The 26,199-nt window shown below is 44.0% G+C and carries 24 protein-coding genes; 10 read left to right on the top strand and 14 right to left on the bottom strand.

Translation table 11 applies throughout. The features are described 5' to 3' along the window. The first annotated feature begins 123 nt into the window (after positions 1-123). On the top strand, positions 124-654 hold the full coding sequence (locus tag SIO70_RS12520; RefSeq protein ID WP_320581192.1) for a YceI family protein: 531 nt from the start codon (positions 124-126) through the stop codon (positions 652-654). Between the two features lie 171 nt (positions 655-825). Here the strand turns inward: SIO70_RS12520 and SIO70_RS12515 are convergent, their stop codons facing one another. Beyond that, positions 826-2,097, bottom strand: coding sequence for a hypothetical protein (locus tag SIO70_RS12515; RefSeq protein ID WP_320581191.1), 1,272 nt, complete (start codon positions 2,095-2,097; stop codon positions 826-828). Positions 2,098-2,138: 41 nt separating this feature from the next. Between SIO70_RS12515 and SIO70_RS12510 the strand changes: the two genes are divergently transcribed. Beyond that, the gene (locus SIO70_RS12510) at positions 2,139-2,873 is read left to right on the top strand and encodes a GntR family transcriptional regulator (protein WP_320581190.1); all 735 of its coding nucleotides are present in this window, start codon (positions 2,139-2,141) and stop codon (positions 2,871-2,873) included. A 168-nt stretch (positions 2,874-3,041) separates the two neighbouring features. Here SIO70_RS12510 and tssD (SIO70_RS12505) read toward each other — a convergent pair whose 3' ends face one another. From tssD (SIO70_RS12505) to SIO70_RS12485, 5 genes are all read right to left on the bottom strand, one after another. Further along, a complete protein-coding gene (gene tssD, locus SIO70_RS12505) occupies positions 3,042-3,431 on the bottom strand; it encodes a type VI secretion system tube protein TssD (protein ID WP_083720376.1) in 390 nt (129 codons plus the stop codon). 182 nt (positions 3,432-3,613) lie between these two features. Then, complete coding sequence (tssO, locus tag SIO70_RS12500) at positions 3,614-4,126, bottom strand: type VI secretion system TssO (protein WP_083720377.1); 513 nt, start codon at positions 4,124-4,126, stop codon at positions 3,614-3,616. A 29-nt stretch (positions 4,127-4,155) separates the two neighbouring features. Beyond that, the gene (locus SIO70_RS12495) at positions 4,156-5,331 is read right to left on the bottom strand and encodes a hypothetical protein (RefSeq protein WP_320581189.1); all 1,176 of its coding nucleotides are present in this window, start codon (positions 5,329-5,331) and stop codon (positions 4,156-4,158) included. A 25-nt stretch (positions 5,332-5,356) separates the two neighbouring features. Further along, a complete protein-coding gene (locus tag SIO70_RS12490; RefSeq protein ID WP_320581188.1) occupies positions 5,357-6,211 on the bottom strand; it encodes a TssN family type VI secretion system protein in 855 nt (284 codons plus the stop codon). Positions 6,212-6,330: 119 nt separating this feature from the next. Further along, positions 6,331-7,287: a type VI secretion system baseplate subunit TssG gene (locus tag SIO70_RS12485; protein ID WP_320581187.1), complete on the bottom strand. Its 957-nt coding sequence runs from the start codon at positions 7,285-7,287 to the stop codon at positions 6,331-6,333. A gap of 245 nt (positions 7,288-7,532) precedes the next feature. Between SIO70_RS12485 and SIO70_RS12480 the strand changes: the two genes are divergently transcribed. From SIO70_RS12480 to SIO70_RS12470, 3 genes are read left to right on the top strand one after another with little or no spacing between them, the layout of a single operon-like run. Further along, the gene (locus tag SIO70_RS12480; RefSeq protein WP_320581186.1) at positions 7,533-8,516 is read left to right on the top strand and encodes a PKD domain-containing protein; all 984 of its coding nucleotides are present in this window, start codon (positions 7,533-7,535) and stop codon (positions 8,514-8,516) included. A gap of 29 nt (positions 8,517-8,545) precedes the next feature. Beyond that, positions 8,546-8,977, top strand: a complete 432-nt coding sequence (locus SIO70_RS12475; protein ID WP_083720382.1) for a GPW/gp25 family protein — start codon at positions 8,546-8,548, stop codon at positions 8,975-8,977. Between the two features lie 55 nt (positions 8,978-9,032). Next, the gene (locus tag SIO70_RS12470) at positions 9,033-10,865 is read left to right on the top strand and encodes a hypothetical protein (RefSeq protein WP_320581185.1); all 1,833 of its coding nucleotides are present in this window, start codon (positions 9,033-9,035) and stop codon (positions 10,863-10,865) included. Positions 10,866-10,929: 64 nt separating this feature from the next. Here SIO70_RS12470 and SIO70_RS12465 read toward each other — a convergent pair whose 3' ends face one another. The 5 genes from SIO70_RS12465 to SIO70_RS12445 form a co-directional block, all read right to left on the bottom strand. Beyond that, a complete protein-coding gene (locus SIO70_RS12465) occupies positions 10,930-11,916 on the bottom strand; it encodes a lytic transglycosylase domain-containing protein (RefSeq protein ID WP_320581184.1) in 987 nt (328 codons plus the stop codon). A gap of 41 nt (positions 11,917-11,957) precedes the next feature. Beyond that, complete coding sequence (locus SIO70_RS12460) at positions 11,958-12,827, bottom strand: hypothetical protein (RefSeq protein ID WP_320581183.1); 870 nt, start codon at positions 12,825-12,827, stop codon at positions 11,958-11,960. Between the two features lie 129 nt (positions 12,828-12,956). Then, a complete protein-coding gene (locus tag SIO70_RS12455) occupies positions 12,957-14,339 on the bottom strand; it encodes a DUF5458 family protein (protein WP_320581182.1) in 1,383 nt (460 codons plus the stop codon). 23 nt (positions 14,340-14,362) lie between these two features. Next, positions 14,363-14,806, bottom strand: coding sequence for a hypothetical protein (locus tag SIO70_RS12450; RefSeq protein WP_320581181.1), 444 nt, complete (start codon positions 14,804-14,806; stop codon positions 14,363-14,365). 49 nt (positions 14,807-14,855) lie between these two features. After that, positions 14,856-17,297, bottom strand: a complete 2,442-nt coding sequence (locus tag SIO70_RS12445) for an ATP-dependent Clp protease ATP-binding subunit (protein ID WP_320581180.1) — start codon at positions 17,295-17,297, stop codon at positions 14,856-14,858. Between the two features lie 588 nt (positions 17,298-17,885). On the opposite strand from SIO70_RS12445, the gene tssD (SIO70_RS12440) reads away from it, so the two are divergent. The 5 genes from tssD (SIO70_RS12440) to SIO70_RS12420 all read left to right on the top strand — a co-directional run bounded on the left by tssD (SIO70_RS12440) (position 17,886) and on the right by SIO70_RS12420 (position 21,553). Then, a complete protein-coding gene (gene tssD / locus SIO70_RS12440) occupies positions 17,886-18,278 on the top strand; it encodes a type VI secretion system tube protein TssD (RefSeq protein ID WP_083720391.1) in 393 nt (130 codons plus the stop codon). A gap of 112 nt (positions 18,279-18,390) precedes the next feature. Next, a complete protein-coding gene (locus tag SIO70_RS12435; protein WP_320581179.1) occupies positions 18,391-18,684 on the top strand; it encodes a hypothetical protein in 294 nt (97 codons plus the stop codon). Positions 18,685-18,973: 289 nt separating this feature from the next. After that, on the top strand, positions 18,974-20,302 hold the full coding sequence (locus SIO70_RS12430; protein ID WP_320581178.1) for a hypothetical protein: 1,329 nt from the start codon (positions 18,974-18,976) through the stop codon (positions 20,300-20,302). A 254-nt stretch (positions 20,303-20,556) separates the two neighbouring features. Continuing rightward, entirely contained in the window at positions 20,557-21,204 is a 648-nt protein-coding gene (locus SIO70_RS12425; RefSeq protein ID WP_320581177.1) for a redoxin domain-containing protein, read from the top strand. A gap of 61 nt (positions 21,205-21,265) precedes the next feature. Next, positions 21,266-21,553, top strand: a complete 288-nt coding sequence (locus SIO70_RS12420; RefSeq protein ID WP_320581176.1) for a hypothetical protein — start codon at positions 21,266-21,268, stop codon at positions 21,551-21,553. On the opposite strand, the gene SIO70_RS12415 is transcribed toward SIO70_RS12420, so the two are convergent. The 3 genes from SIO70_RS12415 to dnaK all read right to left on the bottom strand — a co-directional run bounded on the left by SIO70_RS12415 (position 21,522) and on the right by dnaK (position 26,080). Then, the gene (locus SIO70_RS12415) at positions 21,522-22,754 is read right to left on the bottom strand and encodes a PmoA family protein (protein ID WP_320581175.1); all 1,233 of its coding nucleotides are present in this window, start codon (positions 22,752-22,754) and stop codon (positions 21,522-21,524) included. The two genes, SIO70_RS12420 and SIO70_RS12415, sit on opposite strands and share 32 nt — an antisense overlap. A 6-nt stretch (positions 22,755-22,760) precedes the next feature. Continuing rightward, the gene (locus SIO70_RS12410) at positions 22,761-23,771 is read right to left on the bottom strand and encodes a dipeptide epimerase (protein ID WP_320581174.1); all 1,011 of its coding nucleotides are present in this window, start codon (positions 23,769-23,771) and stop codon (positions 22,761-22,763) included. A gap of 407 nt (positions 23,772-24,178) precedes the next feature. Then, positions 24,179-26,080 (bottom strand): molecular chaperone DnaK, encoded by a 1,902-nt coding sequence (gene dnaK, locus SIO70_RS12405; RefSeq protein ID WP_320581173.1) that lies wholly within the window; start codon positions 26,078-26,080, stop codon positions 24,179-24,181. Between the last annotated feature and the right edge of the window lie 119 nt (positions 26,081-26,199).

The raw sequence follows: 26,199 nt of genomic DNA, 5'->3' as shown, positions 1-26,199 counted from the left end.
AATGCTTTTCGCAGCAGTATTGAAAACTATATTAAAAGAATATTTTGAACGGCTTTGCCTGATGGCAAAGCCGTTTTTGTTGGTGCTTTTTTTGCATACTTTTAGGTTAAATAAACAAGTACAATGAAAAAAATCCTCCTTCCCGTTACTGCCCTTATTATTTTGGTAGCATCAGCGTTTACGGTTCTCTCCGGGCCAGATTATAAGATCGCTGCTGGTTATGCTGTAAAGTTTTCTGCTGCTGGCGCCAACGGTATTTTTAAAGATCTGAAAGGCAAGGTAGTATTTGATGAGCAACATCTGAATACTTCTAAATTTGATGTGACCATTGACGTGTCTAGTATCAATACCGGTAATGGATTGAAGAATACACATGCGAAGGGTGATAAGTGGCTGGATGCGAAGAAATATCCGACGATTGCATTTACGTCTACAGAGATTACGAAATCAGGTAGTGGGTATGTAGCGAAAGGTGAGTTGACAATGCATGGTGTGAAGAAGCCGTTTTCTATACCATTTACATTTGTGAAAACCGGTAGTGGTGGAACTTTCGCAGGGAAGTTTGATGTGAACAGAAGTGATTTTGGAGTGGGTACACCGGGTGGTAAGGTGGATGATATTATTAAGATGGAGGTGAATGTTCCGGTGAATTAATTTTTTTTAATACAGCTGGCAGTTACATTTTAATCATATTTACACGCTTTGCAGGAAGAGATACCGGCCGTATCAGGATGGATATGGATGGTATCTCTTTTTTGATAGAGTTGACACGCATTAGGCATTGCAGATATGTACAAACATATAGACATATCAGCAAGAAGCAATTTATTTTTGATGGTTGGCCCAGTTTTTCAATACCGCAATTGCATCATATAATACCCCTGCCTCTCCCCTGAAATCCCCCGAACCTTTTGGCTCGCCAGTCTGTACATCATACCATTCATAAAAGCCATGGTGGATAAGGGCACGATCCAGCATCGGGCTGAGTTCATCGTAAGCTTCTTTGACAAAGCCATGCTCAATGAGGGCTTGTACCATTCTACCACCAAACCAGGACCAGTCACCCGCATTCTGGTACACATAAGGTTTCATGTTAGGAAACTCCTTTTCAGGATAAGGCGGGTAGACGGTGATGCCAATGGTGGCATATTTCTCTCTGGAAGCAGCCCTAAGCATTTGCTTATTAATGCCGGCGATCTCTTTCGGAGAGTGAAAACCCGCAAGTATTGCGCAGGCAGAACCACCCGTATAGAGGATTTCCTCTTCTTTGAAATCGGGAGAGAAAGGGCTGCCATTCAGGTAGAGATGTGGCAAATACTTACCAGTGCCAGATTGCCAGAGGTATTTGCGAACGTTGGTTTTGAGTTGGGTGTATTGGGTGAGGTAGGATCTGTTTTTTGATAATTCCGCGTATTCTTTGAGTGCAATAGCGTACATCGCATTGTCATAAATATCAATAGACCACTTTGTATGGTCATTGATCACCACACCCCATCCTTTTTCAGGTTGTACATCTCCCCAGTCAATAGTAGTAGCACCTGTTACAAGGTGATATTTAGCTGACCAGCGGGCTTTGTGTACATATTGCAATGCTGCATCCAGGCGCTGTAGCACGGTTTGGTGATCGATGACGATGTGCAGGATGCTTGTATCGTTGGTATGTTTGATGTATTTGTATACAGCCTGCACCAACGAGGATTCCTGATCTGTTTCCACGGTATTTTTGTGGGCGGCCCATTCAGGGGCGAGGGCGGAGTAGATATAATCGTATCCTGCCTGTGCTTTTTGTTTGGAGATCATGCCGTCTACGACATTACCATCTTTGCCCTGCATTTTGAAGAAGAGAAGGAGCATTTCTTTCACCTTCTCTTTGTCATGGACGGCGAGAGAGCCGTTGATAAAGGTGTTGAAATCCCTGATCCAGACTTCCCCATAGGAGGTGCCGGCGGTGAACCCTGTGAGTAGCCGCAGGCACCTGGCCTGAATGGTGTCGAGGCGGTGATCTGCCATTATTTTATTGGCCAGTTGTTTGTTTTGAGCGCCGGATGATAGCACGGCAAGCATGATAAAAGCGAAGAAGAAGACCTTTTTTCTCATAGTATGTATATACATACAAACATAATGATTAATTTTGGCAGATGGAAATAAGTATTGATCATCAGAATCCAGTTCCTTTACACATACAGGCGGAGCAGTTATTGCGCAACATGATCAGGGATCCGAAGTACGCGGGCGGGCAGTTTTTGCCCAATGAGGTGGAGTTGGCGAAACAACTGGCGATATCGAGATCTACCTTGCGGCAGGCGTTGAATAAGCTGGTGTACGAGGGATTGCTGGTGAGAAAGAAAGGTGTAGGTACTAAAGTGGCCGATTTGGAGAAGATCAGCTCTAAGGCGAAGAACTGGATCAGCTTTACACAGGAGATGCAGGCAAGAGGCTTAAAAGTGCGGAATTTTGAATTGCATGTAACGTGGGTGTTGCCGGATAATGATGCGGTGGCATTTTTTGGTATTCCTGCTAATCAGAAGATCTTGAAATTAGAGCGATTGAGAGGAACGCCGGAAGGACCGTTTGTTTATTTTATTTCATGGTTTCATCCCAGGATAGGGTTGACAGGAGAAGAAGATTTTAAGAGGCAGTTGTATGATATCCTGGATAAGGATTATGGAGTAGTGGCAACATTGTCAAAAGAGGAAGTGAGTGCAAGAGCAGCAGATAAATTTGTGGCAGCGAAATTAGAGATCGATGCAGGAAGTCCGGTTTTGTTCAGACGGAGATATGTGTATGATAAAAATGATTTACCGATTGAGTATAATATAGGTTACTATAGAGCGGATAGTTTTGTATATACTGTTGAAAGCAGGCGGGAGTAGGTGGGCCTGCGGCAGCAAGGAAATAGTATTGTTTAGTGATGGAAAGTTCTTTTTTGTTGAAGACGAAATTGTTTAAGCTGATAGCAATTTCAAAAAAAATATAAAGCCCCCCTGCGCCAGCAGAGGGGCTCCTTAAAAGGCATAATTTTCATTTAGCAAATCATACCACTACTTTACCCATTCATTAATATGGGATGCGTTACCCATGGCAATTTCACGGGCTGAGATAGTGAATGCAACCGTCATCGGGTTTTGATTATCTGAATCAAAAGTTTCTTCAAACTTTACCAGATAACCTTCCTTGAAGTTTAGCGATTTCAACTTTGCATCTGAATCTCTCTTGTAGAAAGTGATAGTACCATCCTTCCTTTCGAAGTTGTTCACCATCCACTCGAACAGATCAGTGTCGCCATTAGATTCAACGATTAAACGGATGCGGCCACCACGGGTAATTGCTGAAGGGCGACCAGTTGCATCTACTTCTTGGGTGAGGTCGTAGCTACAGTGTTTAACAACCAACTGTTTCCCTGCTACTTCAAACACGGATTTGAATGACATGGGTTAAATGTTTAAGGTTTACAATAAAGAATTAACAATTAAGGGCTATTTATTTATTTATATAATTATGATGGTTAAAATTAAATATAATTCCGCGTATAGCCAAGCCTAACAGGCCTTAAAACACCACTTTAACAAATTATATTTTTAATCATTTATCATTAATGAAATGTATAAAATCATTACCTGCTTCTCATTAACTGCCTGTTGTAATCCAGCTCGCTCCTGGCATTTTCCAATTCTTTATTCAGATCATTGATCTTCTCTTTCAGCTCGGCAATGCTCTGTTGTGCATTCGATAATCCACGCAATTGCTGCTTACTTTGTTGCAACAAAAGACAGTTCTGTATGATGTTTGCATACAAGCCATAATGCGTTACCGCATCCTTAGGTATAGAGTTACGCATACTCACCAGGTCCTGTGCAATGACCTGATCCATATAATTCGCATTCTGGTTTGGCAGGTTGATGGAGTCTAAATTGTTTCTTACTCTTTCCAGCTTACCCAGAAACTCTCCCTGAAATGCCTGCTCCTGGCGGAATGTAGCCAGCTCCTTGCGCAGCTCTGCATTCTCACGGCTTGGCACCTGGAAGTTGAAAAATATGGCCAGTACAAACAGACCTACTGTAACGATAAAAAATAACAGGAACCATAAAAAAGCGGATAATCTTTCCTGCTTGTTCAGTACACGCATGTGATATTAAATTGAGTTGAAAATTATGATCAATCTGTGAAAAACCATTTCCTGGTTTTATGCTTACGTAAATATTCTGCATCCTCTGCTGACTCTTCTTTTACGAAGATGCCACTGTCCATCTTACGACCGATGTAATCCAGTCTGCTCAGGCTCTCGAACAACTTATTGATCGCACGTACAAAAGGGATCATAGGTTGAAGACATTCTCTTACATCTATGTGTTTGTAACGGATGTTCGCACAATTTACCATCAGCGCTTCCAACTCACCCTGCTTCAGTTCACACCATTCTGAAAAGTAATTCAGCAATTCTTCTTTACCTGCACTGGCACGTTGATCGATCGCATTCTTCATGGTACGAGCCAGTCCAGCTATCACTTCCAGCATTGCTGCAGGTGTTTGATAAATACCTAACCAACGGAACTGTGAAATACGTGTGCCCAGGTATTGTACTAATCTTTCTGTGATGTACAGTACTACTTGCGCCAGATCATTGTTCTGATTACGTGCATATACTTTCTGTACAATGTGCACACCATAGAGTTCCAGCTGACCAAGAAACTGATCCAGCTCCTGGTGCAGGTCTGCCAATGCAGGATGCGCATACACCATCGTACATGGTGGTATATAATCATCATCTATTTGCGGCCGTCCATCTACAATGTTGATACGCCCCAGTACCATCTGATAACTGCCTAACTGTCCCTGTGGCAACTGGGACGCAGGTGTTACATACAAATGATATTCTGGTGTGCCATATGGTAACCGTGGTGGATCTTCATGCAGCAATGGTTCTCCGCTTGGCTGACGATTGAAGGGGTTTACCTGTATGAGAATATAGTAAGCATTTTCTGCATGCTGTGGATCCCAGTTAAATGTAGCTTCTGGAAAAGTAGTAGCGTATTTCAGCGAGTGTACAGTGTGTTCAGGAATTTCAATTCTTGCGCCACCTGGGGTAACGGCACGACATTCAGTGAGTTTCACTCTCCATTGTTGTTGGTTATCGGTCACAAACCAGCAACGTAATGATTCTTTACTATCTGCTTTTGCAGGCAGCAATCCGTAGTTCTGCGCATGCAAGCCGCTGGAAATAGCATCCCTTATCTGATCCAGCATTGCGTTTTCTGTTTCAACGAAATGCTGCTTCTTTATCTTCATACCATCAACCCAGTTGACGGGAAAATATTTAAGCGGTTCTGCCATGGATGAATAATTTAAAATGTAGGGATTAATTGATAATAATTCTGTTACAAATAATGACACTGTTTTCGCGCATGCCATTCATGAATACAGCTTTGTCAGGATCGAGGGTTTTAGCTGTACCCAGCCAACCTGATTTGAGGTGAAATACCCAGCCATATGGTTGTCCGTTTGCATCCACTACGTCAATCGGCGTATTGGGATAACGGTCGTTATAGTCATTGATGAAATGATAGAAGAGATCGCCCAGGTCCATTTTGATAGGCGTACGTGCACGGAAGTATGTGCGGTCATGATCTGTTACTTTCTTCTCCAGTTCGAAACCTATTACAATCAGGTCGCGCATATCATCTTCATTCACTTCGGGCAATTCCTGGTAAGCAGGATATTGCCACCACTTGAAAATTTTGGCAGGAATGGCCATCATCTTTTCGAAAGTCTTATACACAAATGTAGGCAGTGCGAATGCGAACATACAGGTAAGCAGCGGGTAAAATGAAAACTCTCCTTTTGCAAAAAGATGCTGAATGAGAATGAACCCGATCCCACCAAATAACCAGATAGCCACAATGAATGCCAGCTCTGAGCCAAACGAATCTTCACTCCCCCAGAAACGCGTATACATGAGGTTACAATGTACTACGCCTAAACCCAGGAACCATACTTCGTAGAAGACATACTGGCTCATGGAATTCTGGTGTGTAAAGAGGAACGGAATAGAGCTGATGACAGCAAATACCAGTACCATGATAGCCAGGTACCAGAGTGCCTTTTTCTTATATAGGGAAAAGTTTTTAATATAACGGCTCAGCAGTCCCACTATCAGGGAGCCGATAGCCATGAATGCCGCCAGTACAATGTAGATCTTAGCTTTTAGTATCATAGTCTTATTTCCTCGGAAAGGGTTAAACCTGTTGGATGAATCTGGGGCTGGAATACTCCGCTGGGCCCGGAATCAAACCATAAGGGTATATTACATGCAAAAATAGTTCCATTTAATGCCTACAGGTAAAAATTGTACCCTCCTAAACCCTCTTTTTCCTGAGTATCAGCCATAAAGACTTCCTTCTCATCGGGGTGAGGCTCCAGGATGGTCTCAACATCTACATCAACTGGCACCAGGAAACTAAAACAGGTCTCCAGCAGACGGCCATAAGGCTGCCACGGGAGGAAGTCGTGTACCCTGTGCTGTTGAAGGGGGCCAATGGTAATTTTCCATACAGGCATATCTGTATAAAAGAGATCGCCAGTCATCGCATCCAATCCTAATCTTGAATCACCTAAAGGCACCTGGCTGCCTGTTTCTACAGCCGTCGGCATATCTTCCTGTACAATTTTTACAGGCTCATCCAGAATGGCCTGCAAATACAATTGTACCAAAGGCAGGTTACCTGCTATGCGGTAGATATATGGCAACAATTTTACCAATTTTTTCAGGGCCGTTTTTGGCAAATCAGACCGTATGCCCCAGAAGGCAAGAAACAGTTCATCTGCATCTTTTCCAAACGCATCAAAGAGTAAATGTTTTTCTTTCTGTTCAAGAAAAACTCTTTGCAGGAAGAATTCATTTTCAAGGGGACGAAAAAACTTTCTGGCTTCCTGTTGCTCTTTTTGCTGACGCTTGTAGTTGAGCACCATTTCTCTCACTGAGCGCTGTTGCTGCTGCGGCGTGAACTGGTGGAAGATACCCTCCGGCAAACGATCGTACAGTCCATCACGGGAGAGGGTAAGCGAAATGAATGGATGATAAGGTTGCGAATCATCCAGTTGAGCACTTAAGATATCTTTATTGAAAGACCGTACAAATACGTTTTGATTTTGTACAGCAATTTCTTCGGCACGCACATGATTATCCAGTAACTCTCCCACTACTACTTCGGCACGTACATCATAATGCAATTTGCTGATATGGTCGATCACTTCTTCCAGCACCGCGGCTTTTTGGGCATTATTTACCATACGGGTTAATTTAGGTTTTTCTTGATCTCTTATTTTTCAGGGTTACATACTAACAAATATCACCAGATTTCACGGATTCAAATGTTAAAATTTCAACTACGAATGTAGTTAGTTTATTAATTTATCTAAAAAAATATTTAAAATTGCAGAAATACGAGAAACCTATGACCCCAAGAAAGTCCGCAAATGAGCGAAAAGTTACTACGTATAGACCATTCAGCAAGATAACAAACCATATCGACCCAATGGTACTGTACACATTCCTTGCATTACTGGGCATCAGTATCATTATACTGGCCTTCCAGGCCACCGGCCGCGAAGATTGCAGCCAGATAAGTATTGAACTTGCAAGCCGGAACAATGCAGGAAAACACACTTCTTTTAGTACAGGAGAAGTGATCACCTTTAAAGCTGCTACAAACGGAGGCAGCAACAGCGGGCTCACCTGGGATTTTGGTGATTCTACTGCCACTACCAGTGGCTTGCAGGTATACCATGCTTTTACAAAAGCCGGCACTTATATGGTGACCCTCACACATAGCAAGTGTACCTGGCACCAGGAAGTAATTATTATCAATGCTTTAGCAGATAATACCCCTGCACCAGCCGCCGACCTCTACCCCACTATCGATGGTCCGGAAGAAGTGCTGGCAGGCCGTCCTGCTACGTTTACAAATAGTACTGGCCATGCCCGCACATGGCAGTGGCAACTGTTGCAAAGAGGTGCCGAAGTGCATAGCGGCCGCGCTGTTACATATACATTCTCTTCACCCGGCGAACGCATTTTGTCTCTCATTATCAATGGCGATAGCAGCAAGATGGTGACCAAACATATCATGGTGTTCCCTGCTCAAAGCAATCACAAAGTGGAAGACTTTAAACCCATGCCGTTCCCTGAAGAAAACAAAGTGCCGGAGCCTACTCCGCAACCAACGGCGCCTGAAAAACCGAAGGTACCCTCCGTATCAGACGATGAATTTAAGTTCATGCTGAGCCAGGTGGTAGATAAACAAAAGAATGCCAATGACTTCTCTCCTTACCTCTGCGATAATCTGAATGCAAGGGTATTGCTGAATGATAAGGATACGGACTCTTTCAGTCATTTCTGCTCACGTATCCGTGGTAAGAAACGATTTAAGATTGAACTCGTGAACCTGATCAAAGATCAAAACGGTTGTGTGAAGGAAATACGTGTACGATACGACAAGAAATTCTTAGGCATTTTTTAATGATTGATTTTCTCTTTAATGATTGAAAAATGAAACAGCAGTATTATAAACTACCCATGGATTTTTCCAGAATTTTGCAAAAGCAGGATCTGCCGGATGTGAATCTCGAAGAATCGGTAGCACAGCATATCCAGTTGTTAATCACAACCGTACTGGGAGAGAACAAAGACGATCCCCAGTATGGTTGTCAGTTGTGGGACAACGATTTCGATATCAGGGCTTCGAACAATGAAGTGAAAGAACAGGTGGAGCTGTCGATAAGAGCTTCTATCAACAGATATGAGAAACGGTTGACACAGACGAGAGTAGTGGCGCAGATCAGTCAGGAGGAAGTGATGGGGATGACTTCTAAAAAAGTAAAGAAGAAAATACGGGTGACAGTGACGGGGGTGTTGGCAAGAAACAAAACTGATTTCAATTATAGTAGTTTCTTTTACGTAAGTCCATTGTCATATGATTAAAAAAAATTTCAGTGTGGAATATGCACCAGATTTAATTGACCCAAAACCTTAACCCTTGGCTAAAGAGCAAAAAGAACGAATCAAAGACCGGATGCTGAAAACGGCCGCCAGGCTGTGGGGATACCCTGATGCAGAGGTAGAAACCTCCTTTGATCCCATTGTACAGTTATTACTGGAAGCCTGCGCCAGTGAACTGGAAAAAATATCAGGCGAAGCAGAAGTATCTCATGCCCGATTGGTAGAACGACTGGCCCAGATCATGATGCCGGAACCGATCACCAGCAGCCAGCCGGCCTATGGTATTCTGCATGCAAGTTGCAATGAGCGAACAGCAGCGCTCACACCCGATCACCAGTTTTTCTATTCACTGAGGAACGGCTTCAATAGCCAGGACCTCTTTTTTATGCCCCTGGCACATCATCGCCTGTTCCGCGGACAGGTAAAATATAGCGTGATTGGCGGTAAACTGTTTGAGACCAGGGACCATTGGTTCAAAGAACAGGTCCTTCAAGGCAATTTACAGGCCGATACACCGCCTAATCACCTTTGGTTGGGTCTGAGTATGGAAGGAGCCGTAACCTCCGCAGAAGGGCTCTCTTTTTTCTTTGATCTGCGAAACGTACACCTGCAGGAAATGTTTTATCATTACCTGCCACTGGCTAAATTTTATATAGGTGAAACACCTTTGCAGGTTAAAAGCGGCTATTTTCATAGCAAAAGCGCCGCCCAGGAAGACCTGGAAGCCATCATGGAACCCGCCTTCGATACCAATACCAGGTATAGTCAGCAGGTATTACAACGATTCAAACAACATTTTCTGACGGTCACCAGCACTGAGCCACTACCGGCAGCCATGCCCTTCCCTCCTGCCCTACATCATGTGTTTGGCCAGGGTAGCAGCAGACTGCAACAGGAGATCGTGTGGATCAGGATTGAATTCCCTGAAACTATTCGTCATTCCCTGCTGGAAGACCTGTTCTGCAGTATCAACAGCTTCCCGGTCATCAATAAAAAACTGAATGAACAGTCACAGCGACTGAACAAGTACCTGAATATTATGCCGCTGCATACCAACGATATTTACTTTGATGTGAAACGTGTGTATGATGTGGCAGGCACCGATTACCATGTGCGTAACTTTACGACCAGCGGTGAGATGCAGGAAGGCGAGCTGGTGATCAGGAGCAGTGGTATTGGCCGGTTCGATTCCCGTGAGGCAAAAGAGATCATTGCTTACCTGATTGAAGTGATCCGGGATGAAAGTTCGCTCTTTGAAGAAGTGCGGAATGACTATGTGGCGAGTAGAATGCGGGAACTGCATCAGTTGATCGCATCCCTGGAAGAACAATTACAGCCTACCAGCAACAGGGGGAATATTCCTTACCTGATGATCAAGCCAAAGGAAAATGCAGATTATTTGTTTTTAGAGTTTTATACGACCAATGGTAGTACGGGGAATAATATCCGTATGGGTAGCAGGTTGCAGGAATATGGTAGTGTGCAGTTACAGCCGAATTCTATCTGTATGCTGTCGAATACACAGGGTGGAAAAGACCGGTTGAGTATTGATGAAAAGATCAACCTGTATCGCTATCATTTGCTTACACGGAATAGGATTGTGACACCTGAAGATATCAAAGCACTGGTCAGGTATGTGATGGGGAAAGAGCTGAGAGAGGTGAGCATTGTGAAAGGGGTGTCAGTAAAACCCGGTGCTTCAGAAGGATATAGCAGAACGCTGGATATAAAAATCACTTTATCTAAACCAGCGAATTTGTATGCAGAAGGAAGTTTGTTGTATATGAAAGATGAGATGTTACAACAATTGAAGGAGAATGGGACAAATAATTATCCGTATAGAATTTTCATGAATGATGTATTAATGTGATTAATACTATCCTTTTCAATAAAAGCGCTTTTGCCTGCGGCAAAAGCGCTTTTATTGAATGTAGCTATATTTTCTGTAAGCGAACTTCTCCTCCTGCTTTAAGCGTTTCGGGCGAAACACCTTTCTTCCCTCCAGCATCGCACAATACCACCATGTTACCAAAACCAAGATCTACATAGATACGGTTACTCACCAGCCAGCCCCTCCCCGACAGTTTTGTTTGCTTCCGGATATAGACACCATTTGCCTGCAAATCGTCCAACAACAATATACTTACCAGCTGCCCGTCTTCAAAGCTTGTACTGCTCTGCATCTTAGCGGCCAGTGTCGTGATAGCTGTTTTTTCTGACTTACCGCCGATATTGATTTTGATACTTCTGAATCGTTTATCTGACTCTACCGAAGGTCCTGAATTAAAAACAGAGGCATTCACCGTTGTCTTGTTGAATACATTGTATCCAAATTCAGGAATGTACACTTCAGGATATTCGAACAATTGCTTGATCGCAATGATCTTGTAAATGTACTGTGCCGTTTCGCTGTTCAGCATCAGCTGATAATAATCGCTGCTGCCCTGCTTACGGATATTGCGCGAGATATTGCCCGCACCACAGTTGTAAGCAGCAGCGGCCAGTGTCCAGGAGTGTAACTGATTGTATAATTGTACGAGGTATTTACACGCTGCATGTGTTGATTTCAGCAGCTCATTCCGCTCATCATTTGAATTACTTACGTCCAGTCCCAAAGTAGTAGCGGTAGCCGGCATCAGCTGCCAGATACCCTGTGCACCTACGACGGAGGTAGCATTGGTAAAGCCACTTTCCACCACAGGTAAATATTTAAAATCTTCCGGTATATGGTATTGCTGTAAGATGGGTACAATGAGCGGAAAATACTGTTCTGACCGGGCTTTCAGCGCTGGCAAAAAATTACGGTGACGGAGGTGGCCCTTAATCACATCCATCAACCGGTAATTTACAAAGTCCCGTTCCATGGGCACAGATTCGCCACAAAAGGCCACCTGCTGTGCAGACAGTACTTCTGTGATCACACAAAAGGTGCAAACAAGGATTATATGGAGATAACGCCGGATCATTTAGTGATCATGTATTTTGGCAAACCGCTCATTGGTACATACAAAACAATCTGGTTCTTTGTGGCTGCATTGTACATGATGAAGATGAGCTCATCGGACTTCTTCAGTACAGGTGCAGGTGTTACAAACACTACGTTTTCTTCATCTCTGCCGCCAAAAAAGGAAGGCCCTTTTCTATAGGCGATTGGCAAATGATGCAGGGTGGTTGTATCAGTATGCACTTTATGCATGATCGTTACTTTCTCTACCTGGTAGGGTGTACCACCCTGGTTCTTTATCCTGAAACACAAATACATCAGGTTGTTCAGACTCATCGCCTGCGAAAACGTGACCGTAATATCTTCCGAAGTGGTTTCATACTGCCGCTGTACCTTTCGTTGTTTCATAAAGTCTGTTGCGATGTTTCCTACTGTTAAGGTATCGACATCCGGCAATGGTGTGTTATTATCAGCTACGGGTTCCGCAGTGGTAGCGGCTGTTGAAGTGCCACCTCCGGCGCCTGCCCCACTAGTAGGTGTCTTTGCCGTAGCACCGCCTGACAGGTTGTACTTCAGTTTTGACAGTTCTACCTTTTCCCGGTAGGCCAGGATCATGTAAAAAATATTTTCTCCTTCCCTGATTACCAGATTGGTCGGGCGTGGGTTTGCCACTACCGGCCGGATAAATACGACATTTCCATCTACGATGCGATAGTCGTAATCTGAATTTTTTCCATCTCCGATTTGAAAGGTACTGATGGAAGATCCACAGGTAATAAGGGTGACGGCGCCTTTCGTCGTGATAATACTGTCTGGCTGCGCTTGTCCTGAAGCATTGCTCCATGACAAGAAGCAACAACAGAAAACGCCTAATAGCAATTGCTTCATCTGACTTTTTCCTTGCTTTTGATTTTATGTTTACACAAAAATGCTCCCGGCTTAAAAAACAGGCTCCCCCTCCAGGAGGGGGAACTACAGTTTGTTTATCATCAATAAGTTGAATCGCGGGTAACCATTTTATGCTTTGTCCTGCTCATATTCAGTATTCCATTCGTTCGCATCTTCCCCTTTGTGACCATCCATTTTGATGAGGAAGTTCTTGGCAGGGAAGTATGGTTTCAGGTGTATATCGAGGTGAATACGGTCTTTTTGTAAAGGGTCCTGTTCGAAACGGCGGATGTTGAAATCTTCGATCAGTTTATCCGGCCCAGTGATGCTATCCAGGAAGCGGATGATCTGTTTCATCAGGTCTTTGCGGGTATTGGCATTGAAGTTTTCAAATGCACGACGGTTCAGGAAGTCCATCAGTACTTTGGTCACGTAGTCAAATACACGAACGACAGAGTAGGTTTGTAAACCGATATTATCTCCATTGAACAATGTCTTTGCACTGAAGGCCATGACCTTGCCGTATTCCTTTACCATTGGGATGAGGCCCATTTTTTCAAGGCTGGCAATTTCACTTTTCTTCAGTTCAAACTTCACACCATCTACTTCGTTGATACCACCGAATTTCTTACCGGCAGTTACCTGCGACATGAGGGTTTTATAGATCTTACCTGCCAGCGCGCCGGAAGGTGGAACGTATAGGTTATCCTGCTCATTGATCTCGTCGAACTTACCACGGCCTACGAGCCAGTTGGCAGTCATGATCACATTGGAACGATGCACTTCGCCACCGGTCAGGTTCGCCAGTTCAAACATTTCCATTACGTCATCCGGAGCATCCAGGTGAGAGAAGTCTGTGACCAGCATGGCTTTGTTTTCATAGGCGATCTTCGCCCATTTTTCCAGCACCTTGTTGGAACCCAGGTAACCAGGCAGGATCAGTAAACTGTAGTTATCACGCAGATCGAGACGATCGTAGTTAGCAACCAGTTCCTGCTGAATGGCGTCAATGAAGCGGGTATTGTCCAGGTCTTTTATCTGATCGGCCTCCACGTTGATGAAGGAGATGTTTTTCACTTTGTCAGACTCAGTATTTTTAAAGAACAGGGCCACGTTGCGGTAAGAAGTTTCCAGTTCTTTGGTAGCTTCTACAGCTTCGGCCAGGTTATGGGTCAGAACTTTGCCTGCCTGTTCGGAATGTTCAGTACAATAGGTCACCATATCCGGGAGGTCCTGTGCTTCGGTGAGCACTTTTTCCCAGAGTTCCAGTGTTTTTTTCAGGTAGTCTCTTTCTCCTTTTTTGGAGCTTTCGGTCAGGAAGATATTGCGGCGGGCTTTACGTTCGGGATTGAGGTTTTGTACGCCTTCGATGGTGCCTTCCAGCAGATCAAATCCGCCGTATTTGGCCAGTATATCGAGATTTTCCTGTAGTGATGCGGATTGTTTTTGTCCGGGCGCGGTTTGCAGTTGTTCTTCCTGCTGTCCCCCCTGTTGTTTTTGTAATTCTGTCATGGGTAAGAATTAATTGGTACGAACTACTTTTTCAGATCTGCCAGCAGCTCTCTGATGGAACCCAGCAGGGCTTCTCTGGCTGAAGGATCTGCCAGTGCAGCTTTCAGGATCTTGTTTGTTTTCAGGTGTTTCATGATCCTGAGATACTGTTCTTTCTCAGTAGAGAGATCGTTCAGGAATTTGCTCTGGGCAGTAATACCTTTCACGCCAAAATCACCCAGGTTATGGAATTCCAGGTTTTCAGGTATGGTACGGCCGTCGGCATCGTGATAGAGCATGTTTACAGTGGGTTTGTAATGCTCAAACACATCTTCTACAGAAGTTAATCCCTGTACTATCTCCGGTTTAACAGGGGTTTGCTGGGTCAACTTTTCAGCAAACAGGGTCCGGTTATGGGAGATTTCAACAATGGCCTCATTGGCGTCGAGCTTCACCTCGGTGCCGCCAATTCCGTAATTATCATTCATAATAAATGGTTTTTACTACAATAAATGCGCTATGGTTCTACATTCTAAGTTAACGAATATCCCAGACTAATCCGCCATTTCCGTCCACGTCCAGTGCTACTTTCTGGTGTGGTTGCAAACTCCCTTCTATGATCATTTTTGAAAGCGGTTTCCGCAGTTTGGCACGGATCACTTCTTTCAATGGTCTTGCCCCGTACTGTGGCGAGTATCCTTCTACTGCCAGCTGTTCCTTTGCAGCAGCAGACACTTCGAGTTCTATTTGTTGTTGTCTGAGCAATTGCAACAGGTGTTGCAAATGGATGTCAAATATCCTGACTACATTTTCGGCTTGTATGGGTCCAAACGGCACGATTTCGGTCAGACGACCCAGGAATTCAGGGCGGAAATTTTTTGCCATTATTTCCATCAATTGTTGTGATGGCGGGATGACTCCCTGCCGGAAAGAATGAGCAATGATTTCACTGCCTATATTGGAAGTGAACAGAACGAGGGCATTGGAGAAATCGCCTGTTTTACCGAGGCGGTCATGCAATTTACCTTCATCCATGATCTGTAAAAAAATATCGAATACTGAAGGGTGGGCCTTTTCAATTTCATCAAACAGTACAACAGCATAGGGTTGCTGACGGATCTTATTTACCAGCAGACCACCTTCTTCATAACCAACATAACCCGGAGGGGCTCCATACAACAATGCGGCTGAATGTTCTTCTTTGAATTCAGACATATCAAACCGGATCATGCTTCTTTCATCCTGAAACAAAAAATTTGCCAAAGATTTGGCCAGTTCTGTCTTCCCGGTACCTGTAGGGCCAAGAAAGAAGAAGGAACCGATAGGCTGTCCGGGCCGGCTCAGGCCGGAACGGGATTCCAGGATGGCATCAGATACGGTTTTCAGGGCGTGGTCCTGCCCTACCACACGCTTGCGCAACTCCACATCCATGTTCACTAACCGTTCACGTTCACTGGATTGGATCTTTCCGAGGGGAATGCCGGTGCTTTCTGCAATCATGGTAGCCAAATCCACGGTTTTAACCGCATTGTGGACTTCCATGACGTGGTGATCCAGTTGGGTCAGCATATCGCCTAAAACAGCCTTTAAAGTCGCAATATCTTCGATCTTAGTGACTTCCTGATCAATATGCAGCCTTGTGGTGAGCAAAGCACTTAACCGCTGCATACATTGCTGGTACCACCATTGTAGTTCCGTACGATCGTCTTCGATAGCTTCAAATTGCTTACGCAGATCATCTACTACCTGCTTACCTGTATCTTCGGTAGTACGAATAGCCGCCAGCGTACGGTCTAATAAATTGATTGCACTATCCGGCAAACTACGTTCTTTGAGATAACGGCGTGACAGGCGGATAGCTTCTGTAATCACTTCATTATCCACTGTGAGGTTGTAATAACTTTCATAATCAGGCATCACTGCTTTGATCATTCTCGCGGCCAGGGTTTCATCTGGTTCAGCCAGGTTCATGGTTTCAAAACAATGACGGAGCAGGCTATCGGGTTCTATCATTTTGCGGAAACCTTCAGGGGTGCAGGAACCGATCACGATGAGTTCACCTTTGCCAATAGCGGCTTTGAGCACATTGCCCATACCACCGGCAGAGCCGGGTTGCTTGTCCAGCAAAGTATGGAGGTTATCGATGAATAACACATGACGACCTCTCTCCTGCAAATGGGAGATGATTTGCTGAAGCCTGTCTTCCAGTTCATTTTTATAGGCAGCACCGGCTATGAATGCGCCATAATCGAGTGCGTAGATATCAGTTTGTTGTAACTGTGCAGGAGCTTGTTTTTGCACGATGGCACGCGCGAGTGCTTCGGCCATACTCGTTTTGCCCACACCTCCTTCACCTATCATGAGAATGCTGGAACGTCCCTTACGGGAGAGGATTTCCAGCATGGTACGTACTTCAGCATCTCTGCCTGCCAGTGCATGCTTCATTTGCAGGTACTGGGGGTCAGTGAGGCGATAAATGTATTTCAGTTTTCCTGCGGCAGCGGGTTGTTTGGGAATGCCATTCAGGTTTGGCTGCGGTACATCTTTAATAAAATGCGTGAGCAGCTGTGTACGCTGTACAGGAAATGATTTGAGTTGTTCGAAAGTAAAACCTACACCCGGGGTACTGATAGCTACCAGCAAACACCAGGCATCTGCCATATCCATATCGTATTCCAGGCGGATAGAATCGGCTTCCTGCAGAACATTTCCGGCATTGTCATCGGCCTCAGGCTCATCCGGAATACGGGCACCTTTTGGCAAACCATCCAGTCTTACTTCGGCCCATTCTTCGAGGTAATACACATCGACCCCCATTGCCTGTAACGGGGCAGTGAGATTTAATTCTTTATGCAAACATGCCAGTAATAGGTGTGCAGGAGTATATTGCACATGCTGATGTTCTTTGGCGAGGGCCTGGGCAATACGTATGGCAGCCTGCACCTCCGGAGCTTGAATTGTATAAGTAGCCAGGGTCATTTGGGTGATTCAAGGTTTTTCTAAAAATATTATCCTATCAAGGGTTAATACTATTTTGGGTCATTATTACGCCCTAAAGATACGCGAAAATGTATATAAATTATTTATTAAGCGGTTTATCATTGCCCTTTTGCTCATAGCTGTTGAAACGATAAAAGTTTTGCCACTTCCCTGTTTTTATTACGGTAATAGTTAAACGACTACAATTCAATCAGATTTAATCACAATGTAATTCTAATACACATACATTTAAATCATCACTTAATAATTAATCATTAAACGATAACCATTAATTTTTTATTTTATTAACAGGGGTAGCGGATGTAATTTTAATCGAAGAAACGTCGAACTAGCATCGAACTAGCGTCGAAGAACACTCGAAGAATACTCGAACAACATTCGAACAACATTCGAAGAAAGCTTAAACAACATTCGAACAAATGCCTGACAAAAAAAATTTCCAATATCTCACAGAATAAATATCTTCGTGGTGACCATATTTCTCGTTAATCCGGCAATTGAAATTGATATAACCCCAATTCATTGCCTACACCATAAATTTATTGTTAAAAACAAAACCTTCAAGGTATGTCATTCAAAGCAGTAATGCGATTAGACGGTGAAGAAATCAATGTACTGGACTGTCAGTTTTCTTTTACCCAACACACAGATCATAATGGTAAGCCCGCCGCCCGCCCCATCGGAGGCTCATTGACCGTTCTGCTTGAGTCAGACGGCGACACCAATCTGTTTGATTGGATGATCTCTAATACGCAGACAAAGAGTGGCAGTATCATCTTCTATCGCCGCGATGCTATGTCCAAAATGAAAGAGCTCAAATTTACCGATGCCTACTGTGTAGAATATTTTGAGCATTTTCAGGCAAGCGGCGAAATTCCTATGCAGGTAAAGCTGGTACTCTCTGCCAGGGAAGTACAGCTTGGTAGCTCTACCTTCCAGAATCCATGGCCACAGGCTTAACATAATTACGTATGGCACAGTGATCTTTTTTGCACTGTGCCATACGTTTTTTTGGCCCAAAAATGGTATCAAAGTCTGACAGATTTGGTTTGGGAAAGTAACCTAATACTGTATGAGAAGATTTATGATACTTTCGGGGTTGCTATCTGCAATATCCGTTCACGTTATATATCAGGTGAATGTCACGCCAGGTGTCTGGATACCCAAACAATATCCTGAGATGCGTAAAGCACATGCGCCCAAAGATGACTATTGGTGGTCTATTGACTTTGCTACTTTTCTCAGCCCGGGCTCTGCGCGTACAACAAAGGCAGACAAGTTTACAGCCCTACGGCACAGACAATTTTCCGCTTACGGTAAAACACACGATCACCACACCCGGCCGTACAGAATGGGTGCTGGATAAACCTGTGTTCAATGGTGTGCAGGTCACGCTGTTTGAAAAGTTTAGCCATTAGTACTAGAGGAGAAACAATAACAATATGAATGAACAGCATCTTATCGCCCGAACAGTTCTGAAGAAAAAACAATAACTGTATGAATAAATAGCATCCAAACTCCCTAACAGTTCTGAAGGAGAAACAATAATGAATAAACAGCATCCAATCGCCTGAACAGTACTGAAGGAGAAACAATAATGAATGAACATCATCCAATAGCTAAACCACTACTAAAATAGAACCAATAACTGTAGCATGAATGAACATAATCCAATCGCCCAACTGGTGCTGAAAATCCAGCAGGCCTGGATGGACAAAGTCGCTAATAAACCTACATTCAAATTTGTACGTGTGCTGATCAGGCCCGAAGAATCGCGGGTGTATGAAGGATTTTGTAAACTGGAATCGACTGCGAACGGCCGGTTACCAGAGGTGTTTGTAACACAGCTGACAGCATTCACAGATACCGATACTTTCAGTGGTGCATTGATAACAGATTGGTTAGCGGAATATGATAAGAGTTCATCCATCATTACACAAGCAGCATTTAAATGGGATGCACAGCCTTACAGGAATTCTGTTTTGAATGATGAATTGTTATTAAAAATGCTTGCTTCCTTTCGACATGCATTGTCACGTGATTTAGTATTAGCACTGATTCCCAGAGAAGTCAGCAATACACTACATCTAAAAAAATGGATCAGTAATTTATTAAAAAAAGGTATTCCTGATGGTGTAAAAATCATGCTCATTGATCATGTAGGCAATGAACAATTCACCATTGCTGATAAACAATTTCCCGGTATGATCTGCAACCTGCATGTGCCCATGGATCTATCTAATGCCATTCAGAAATTAGCAGGACAAGGCGATCCGAACAATCCTGAAATTATGCTGCGAAAATGTGTATTTGAAATGGGAAATGCACTGAAGGATAAAGATGTGAAACGACTGCATAAGTGGGGCCAGCAGGCATTAGATTGTACACAGCGTAGCGGAAACAAAGGATTGTTTGCTACCGCACATATCATGTATGCAGGTTTGCTTTTCCATTTAAAACGGGAACCACAGATCCCACAATTATTAGAAAGAGGATTACGGATTGCAAAGCAAGGGATGTTGCAAAAAGATCCTGCCTGCTTACCACTTGTTATACAATTTTACGGTTACCAGGCAGCCTATGCACAAATCAGGAGACGATTCTCTGAAGCCATTCCTTTATATATGCAACAGGCAGAATTTGCGGAACAGCAAAATTTGCCAACTTCAGCACTGAATGCCTGGTACCAGGCAGCAGAGTTGTGCAGGCGTAAAGACGCTGGCAGACATTATGATGTGTTGGAAAGAGGCTACAAAGCAGGCGCACATTTATCGGATGATGAAATCAGTGCCTCTCTATATATCTATATTCTACGTGACTACTACGAGTATGCGTTTGCAAATAAGCTGTCTACTATAATAGAAGATATAGATGTTAAAATGCACCGTTTATTCGGTCCGGAATGGAAGGCGGATGTAGATAAAGTCAGGAAAACCCGCGCCCCAATGTTACTCCCTACCGAAATTTCGAATACAAATAATTGAAAATCAATCATAAAAAATATTACCCTACAAAGTTGGTGGGGTAATAGAAATTCCATTATCTTTGTGTTGTTAATAACAGGCAATCATCTAAAAATTTAATCACATGCCTAACAGAACAACATCAGAAAAATTCAATGGCCAATTTTGTTCTACACCCCCAAATGCCTGCTGTTGTATGTGCATGTGACACTAGCCTTTTATACCGTTTCTTAAAAATCGAACTACCATTAACAAATCAAATCAACCTTACTAACATGGCCACTATCAATAACAATTTATACAGATACGCTGACATCGCTCCTGAATTCGAAGTTGAATTTTTTCCTAAAAGAAGCCAGGACAGAACACCGATCAAACCATTACAGGCAGGTGAGACTTTACCTTCCTTCCATATACATAAAAAGAACATCATTGCTACTTCTGATACGCTCAAAACATTGAATGGTTCTCTGCCTGTAACACAGGTAATTGACCGTCCACTGGTACTGGCATTCCATTCTATTCACTGGAATAACTATGGTAATACACTGCTGGAAAAACTGCAGGAAGTATATGCTGATATCCGTGTATTAGGTGGTCAGCTGGTGGTAGCAACGACTGATGATAAACAAACTTTTGAAAACGCTACTGCACAGTATCAGCTGCCATTTGCTACGATCTTTGATCAGTACAATGGTATCGCTAAGAAGGCAGGTTTATATGCTACGACTGACCCTATCTGGGATAGAGTAGCAGGCGTCGAAGCAGATGTACCGGTTCCGGGTATTTATGTGCTGACACCTTCTCTGAAAATTGTGTATGCGAGTGTGGACAAGTGGTTTGACCAGCCATTTGCAAAAGAAGCCCTGCTGGAAGCTTTGGTAGCCGCTAGCCAGGAACAGGAACATGCAATTGCTATATAAGACTATACATATATATATTTGAGCAGTAAAAAGCTTTTGTCTTTCGACAAAAGCTTTTTTTATGTATATTACTATCATGTCTACAAAACGTCATGATGAAGATGCCTCCACCTGGACCACCGTTGTCTGGACGACGTTGCTGACTATCATTGGTTTTGGTTTTGCCTTGCTGCGGTATATGCAATTTTACCACAGTTTCGACGCAGGTAGTTTTAACCGGCTATCCAGGGTAGAACTTTTCATTTACCGGGCTACCGGTCAGTGGGGCCTCATCGCTATTATGCTCCTTATGGGTTTTGTGGGCCTGTTCAATGCGATTATTGCTTTTCGTGAAGTAAGACGCAGGTAACCTGTGGTGGATGGGCAAATACCTGCCAGGCTGCTTCTGATTCTGCTACTGATAAATCATTGTTGAATACTACTATACGATAACGCTGTCTGTACTCCCTGCCATATTCCAATCGCCACTGCTTCATTTTCGTCGGACTATAATTCAACATCAGTTCCCCATGTTCTGCTTTATCATCCCATATCCGCAAAGGTTGCGGTGCGTCGAAATTGTCAGGTGCACAGAGGATTAACATGCCAGAACGACCTTTAGCAGTATTGCCTGTTATTTTTACCCAGCGGGCGCGGGTACTGTCTGTATTATTGCGGGTGGTACCCCCATCGGTGATCAAAGTGGTGTTGCCTGCTTTCCAATCGGCAGTGGCTCTTAAGCCAAAACCGCCACCGTACCGGTATTGCAACAGGGTTATGCCATCTGTTACAGCGCAATTCAGTGTTGAAGTGTAATCCCATATATAACGGCTGGTATCCTTACCACTGTAATAGACTTTTACATCCAGCAATTCATCTATGGCTGGCTCCTCCCCAGCTACATGGCGTTGCAGTGCTTTGAACCCTCCCCATACGTTGCCCATGGTTTTACTTACAAAACTTACAAATTCCACCCGGCCTTCTTTCTTTTGCAGGTTCCAGAAGTCAACTTCTTTTCCTTTGAAGGAAGTGTGCGTCCAGGGATTCCAGATGCCATAGTGATGATAATGATCTTTGGGCTGTATATTGGTCAGGATCTGGCCATTGGGGGCATATAAAGGATGGATAAACCCACTGCGCTGATAAATACTATCTACCCCGGGAGGTGCTTTCATCACAGATGCATGATATTGTAAACGCACCTTGTCCAGGTCTGCGATTGTCAACACCCCGGTGCTATCAACAACAGACCAGATAGTATTGGTCATTAGTTTTGATCGGTGCTTCTTCTCTTCCAGCTCAAATACACGTGTTTCTCCGGGTTGGGTATTACCCCTCAGCAACATCCAGATCCTGCCGGGTTCGACCTGAAATGGGGTTTGAATGCGTTCTTCCCCTTTGATCTCTACCAGCTGCAACTCTTCTCCATCCAAAAAAGTATCGAAAGCGGCACTAACGGGTAAATTCGCACAGGAATATGCTCCTGCTTTTACTGTAAACCGGGCTACCTGCTGTGCCTGCAAATGGATCGTGCAACACAGCAACAACAAAATAAGGGTACTATTTTTCATAACGGATTATTTCAGGATTGCACCTGTACCCGGCCTGTCGGCATAGTAGATCTTCCCATCTATGATCTTCACACCATCCGCTACATCTTCCGCCAGTAACAACGGACCATCCATATCTACATAATCCAGGTAAGGCAACAGGTGAGCCACTGCCGATGTACCGACCGTACTTTCATTCATACTACCCGTCATCACTTTCAATCCCAGTTCCCGTGCTTCGGCAATCATCCTGCGGGCAGGCGTGATTCCTCCACACTTGGTGAGTTTGATATTGATACCATGGAACAACCCTTTGCAGGCTGCTACATCTGACTCCGTGATACAGCTCTCATCGGCGATCAATGGCAGTGCAGATTTCGCAAATACTTCTTTCATACCTTCCCTGTTTTCAGCAGGCATAGGTTGTTCGATGAACTCTACGCCCAGTTCCGCAAAGGCAGCGGCATTGCGCAGGGTTTCTTCCACACCCCAGGCACAGTTCGCATCGACTCTGAAGGTGGCATTTGTATGTTTGCGTAGTTCTTTTATGATAGCAATATCATCTTTTGTACCCAGCTTGATCTTGTAGATGGGCCATGGAAATTCTTCCAGCTTCTTCACCATGTTCTCCACGGTATCGATGCCGATGGTATAATCCGTCATCGGGTTATGAGAGATATCCAGTCCCCACACTTCATACAGTTTCTTACCCTGTATTTTCGCATACAGATCATGGGCTGCCAGGTCCAATGCACAGAGTGCAAAGAGGTTATCTTTCAGCAGTGGATACATAGTTTCCCAGAATGCTTCTGGTGTGGTGAGCTGATAGTTTTCGATGAGGGCACGGTGGGCATTGATATCCTCCATGAGCCGGGGTACGGTCATGTTATAATAGGCATTATCAGCAGTTTCTCCCAGGCCACTAAATCCATCCTGTTCAAGGGCTACGACCAGTAATGGCTGTACATCTTTGGACTTGCGTGAGATCGTGAATGTATATCTAAACTTTAATTCGAATGGATGTAGTGTCAATTGCATAGGATATAAATATAATAAAACATTCAAAAAAGCAGGCATTCTCCCACAGTAATGAAACCCTTTTTCAAAAAAACATTCAGGATAACGGGTATTCACTCACGATAACGAAACCATTTTACAAAAAGCAGGCATTCTCCCACAGTAATGAAACCCTTTTTCAAAAAAACATTCAGGATAACGGGTATTCACTCACGATAACGAAACCATTTTACAAAAAGCAGGCATTCTCCCACAGTAATGAAACCCTTTTTCAAAAAAACATTCAGGATAACGGGTATTCACTCACGGTAACGAAACCATTTTACAAAAAGCAGGCATTCTCCCACAGTAATGATGAAACCCTATTTTCAAAAAAAAAGGGCAGTATCTGGTGATACTGCCCTTTTCAAACTATTTACGCTAAAAGCTTATTTCACTTCTTCGAATTCTGCATCAGTTACACCTTCATTGCCAGCTGTGCTGCCATGAGGTTGTTGCTGACCGTCCTGTGGTTGTGCACCACCTTCCTGCGTAGCTTTGTACATTTCTTCAGAAGCTGCGGTCCATGCGTTGTTCAGTTCAGCTACAGCTGCATCTACAGCTGCTACTTCCTGTGTTTTGTGCGCTTCTTTCAGCTTGCCCAGGGCAGCTTCAATCGGTGCTTTTTTATCTGCAGAGATCTTGTCACCATATTCCTTCAGTTGTTTTTCTGTCTGGAATATCAGGCTATCTGCCTGGTTCAGTTTCTCGACCTTTTCACGTGCTTCTTTATCGGTAGATTCGTTCGCTTTTGCTTCAGCTTTCATCTTTTCGATTTCTTCCTTGCTCAAACCGCTACCTGCTTCGATACGGATGTTCTGGCTCTTACCAGTTCCTTTATCTTTTGCAGTTACGTGCAGGATACCGTTCGCATCGATATCGAAGATCACTTCGATCTGGGGAACGCCACGTGGTGCCGGAGGAATATCGTTGAGGATGAAACGGCCCAGTGTACGGTTCTGAGCAGCCATTGGACGCTCACCCTGCAGTACATGGATCTCAACACTAGGCTGGTTGTCAGCTGCGGTAGAGAAGGTTTCAGATTTCTTACTTGGGATAGTTGTGTTAGACTCGATGAGACGGGTCATTACACCACCCATAGTTTCGATACCGAGAGACAGTGGAGTTACGTCCAGCAGCAGTACATCTTTTACTTCACCGGTCAGTACACCACCCTGGATCGCAGCACCAATCGCTACTACTTCATCAGGGTTTACACCTCTGTTTGGTTTTTTACCAAAGAATTTCTCTACTACTTCCTGAATTTTAGGAATACGGGTAGAACCACCTACCAGGATCACCTCATCAATTTCGGAAGCACCCAGGTTCGCATCTTTCAGTGCTTTACGGCAAGGCTCCAGTGTTCTTTCCACCAGGTTGTCGCTCAGCTGCTCGAATTTAGCGCGGGTCAGTTTTCTCACCATGTGCTTAGGCACGCCGTCTACAGCGGTGATATAAGGCAGGTTGATTTCAGTTTCCTGAGAAGAAGACAGCTCGATCTTTGCTTTCTCTGCTGCTTCTTTCAGACGCTGCCATGCCATTGGATCTTTGTGCAGGTCAACTGCTTCGTCCTTTTTGAACTCTTCAGCCAGCCAGTCCATGATCACTTTATCGAAGTCATCACCACCTAAGTGTGTATCACCATTGGTAGATTTTACTTCAAATACGCCATCGCCCAATTCCAGTACGGATACGTCGAAGGTACCACCACCTAAGTCAAATACTGCGATCTTGCTATCCTGGTGTTTTTTGTCCAAACCATAAGCCAGTGCAGCTGCGGTAGGTTCGTTGATGATACGGCGTACATTCAGACCGGCGATTTCACCAGCCTCTTTTGTAGCCTGACGCTGAGCGTCGTTGAAGTAAGCAGGAACAGTGATAACTGCTTCGTTTACTTCCTGACCCAGGTAATCTTCAGCAGTTTTCTTCATTTTCTGAAGAATCATTGCAGAGATCTCCTGTGGTGTATATAATCTACCGTCGATGTCAATACGGGTCGTATTGTTTTCACCTCTGGCTACTTTATAGCTCCAGTGAGGAATTTCATTAGACACCTCGTCAAAATGGCGTCCCATAAAACGCTTCACTGACATAATGGTGTTAATTGGGTTTGTGATAGCCTGACGTTTTGCTGGGTCACCTACTTTTCTCTCCCCGTTTTTCAAAAACGCTACCACGGAAGGGGTCGTTCTACGCCCTTCATCATTTGCAATTACTACCGGCTCGTTACCTTCCATTACGGCAACGCAAGAGTTGGTAGTTCCTAAGTCGATACCTATTATCTTTCCCATAGTTTATATAATTCTCGATTGTAGTTGTAGATAGATTTGTCTTCATCGGGCTATAAGTCAATCTTTATGCCAACGGGATATGACATGCAATTATGTCAGTCGAGGTTGTCAGTATCGTA

Source organism: Chitinophaga sancti (assembly GCF_034087045.1).
Classification (GTDB): Bacteria; Bacteroidota; Bacteroidia; order Chitinophagales; family Chitinophagaceae; genus Chitinophaga; species Chitinophaga sancti_B.
This window is presented reverse-complemented; position numbering and strand designations above follow the sequence as displayed.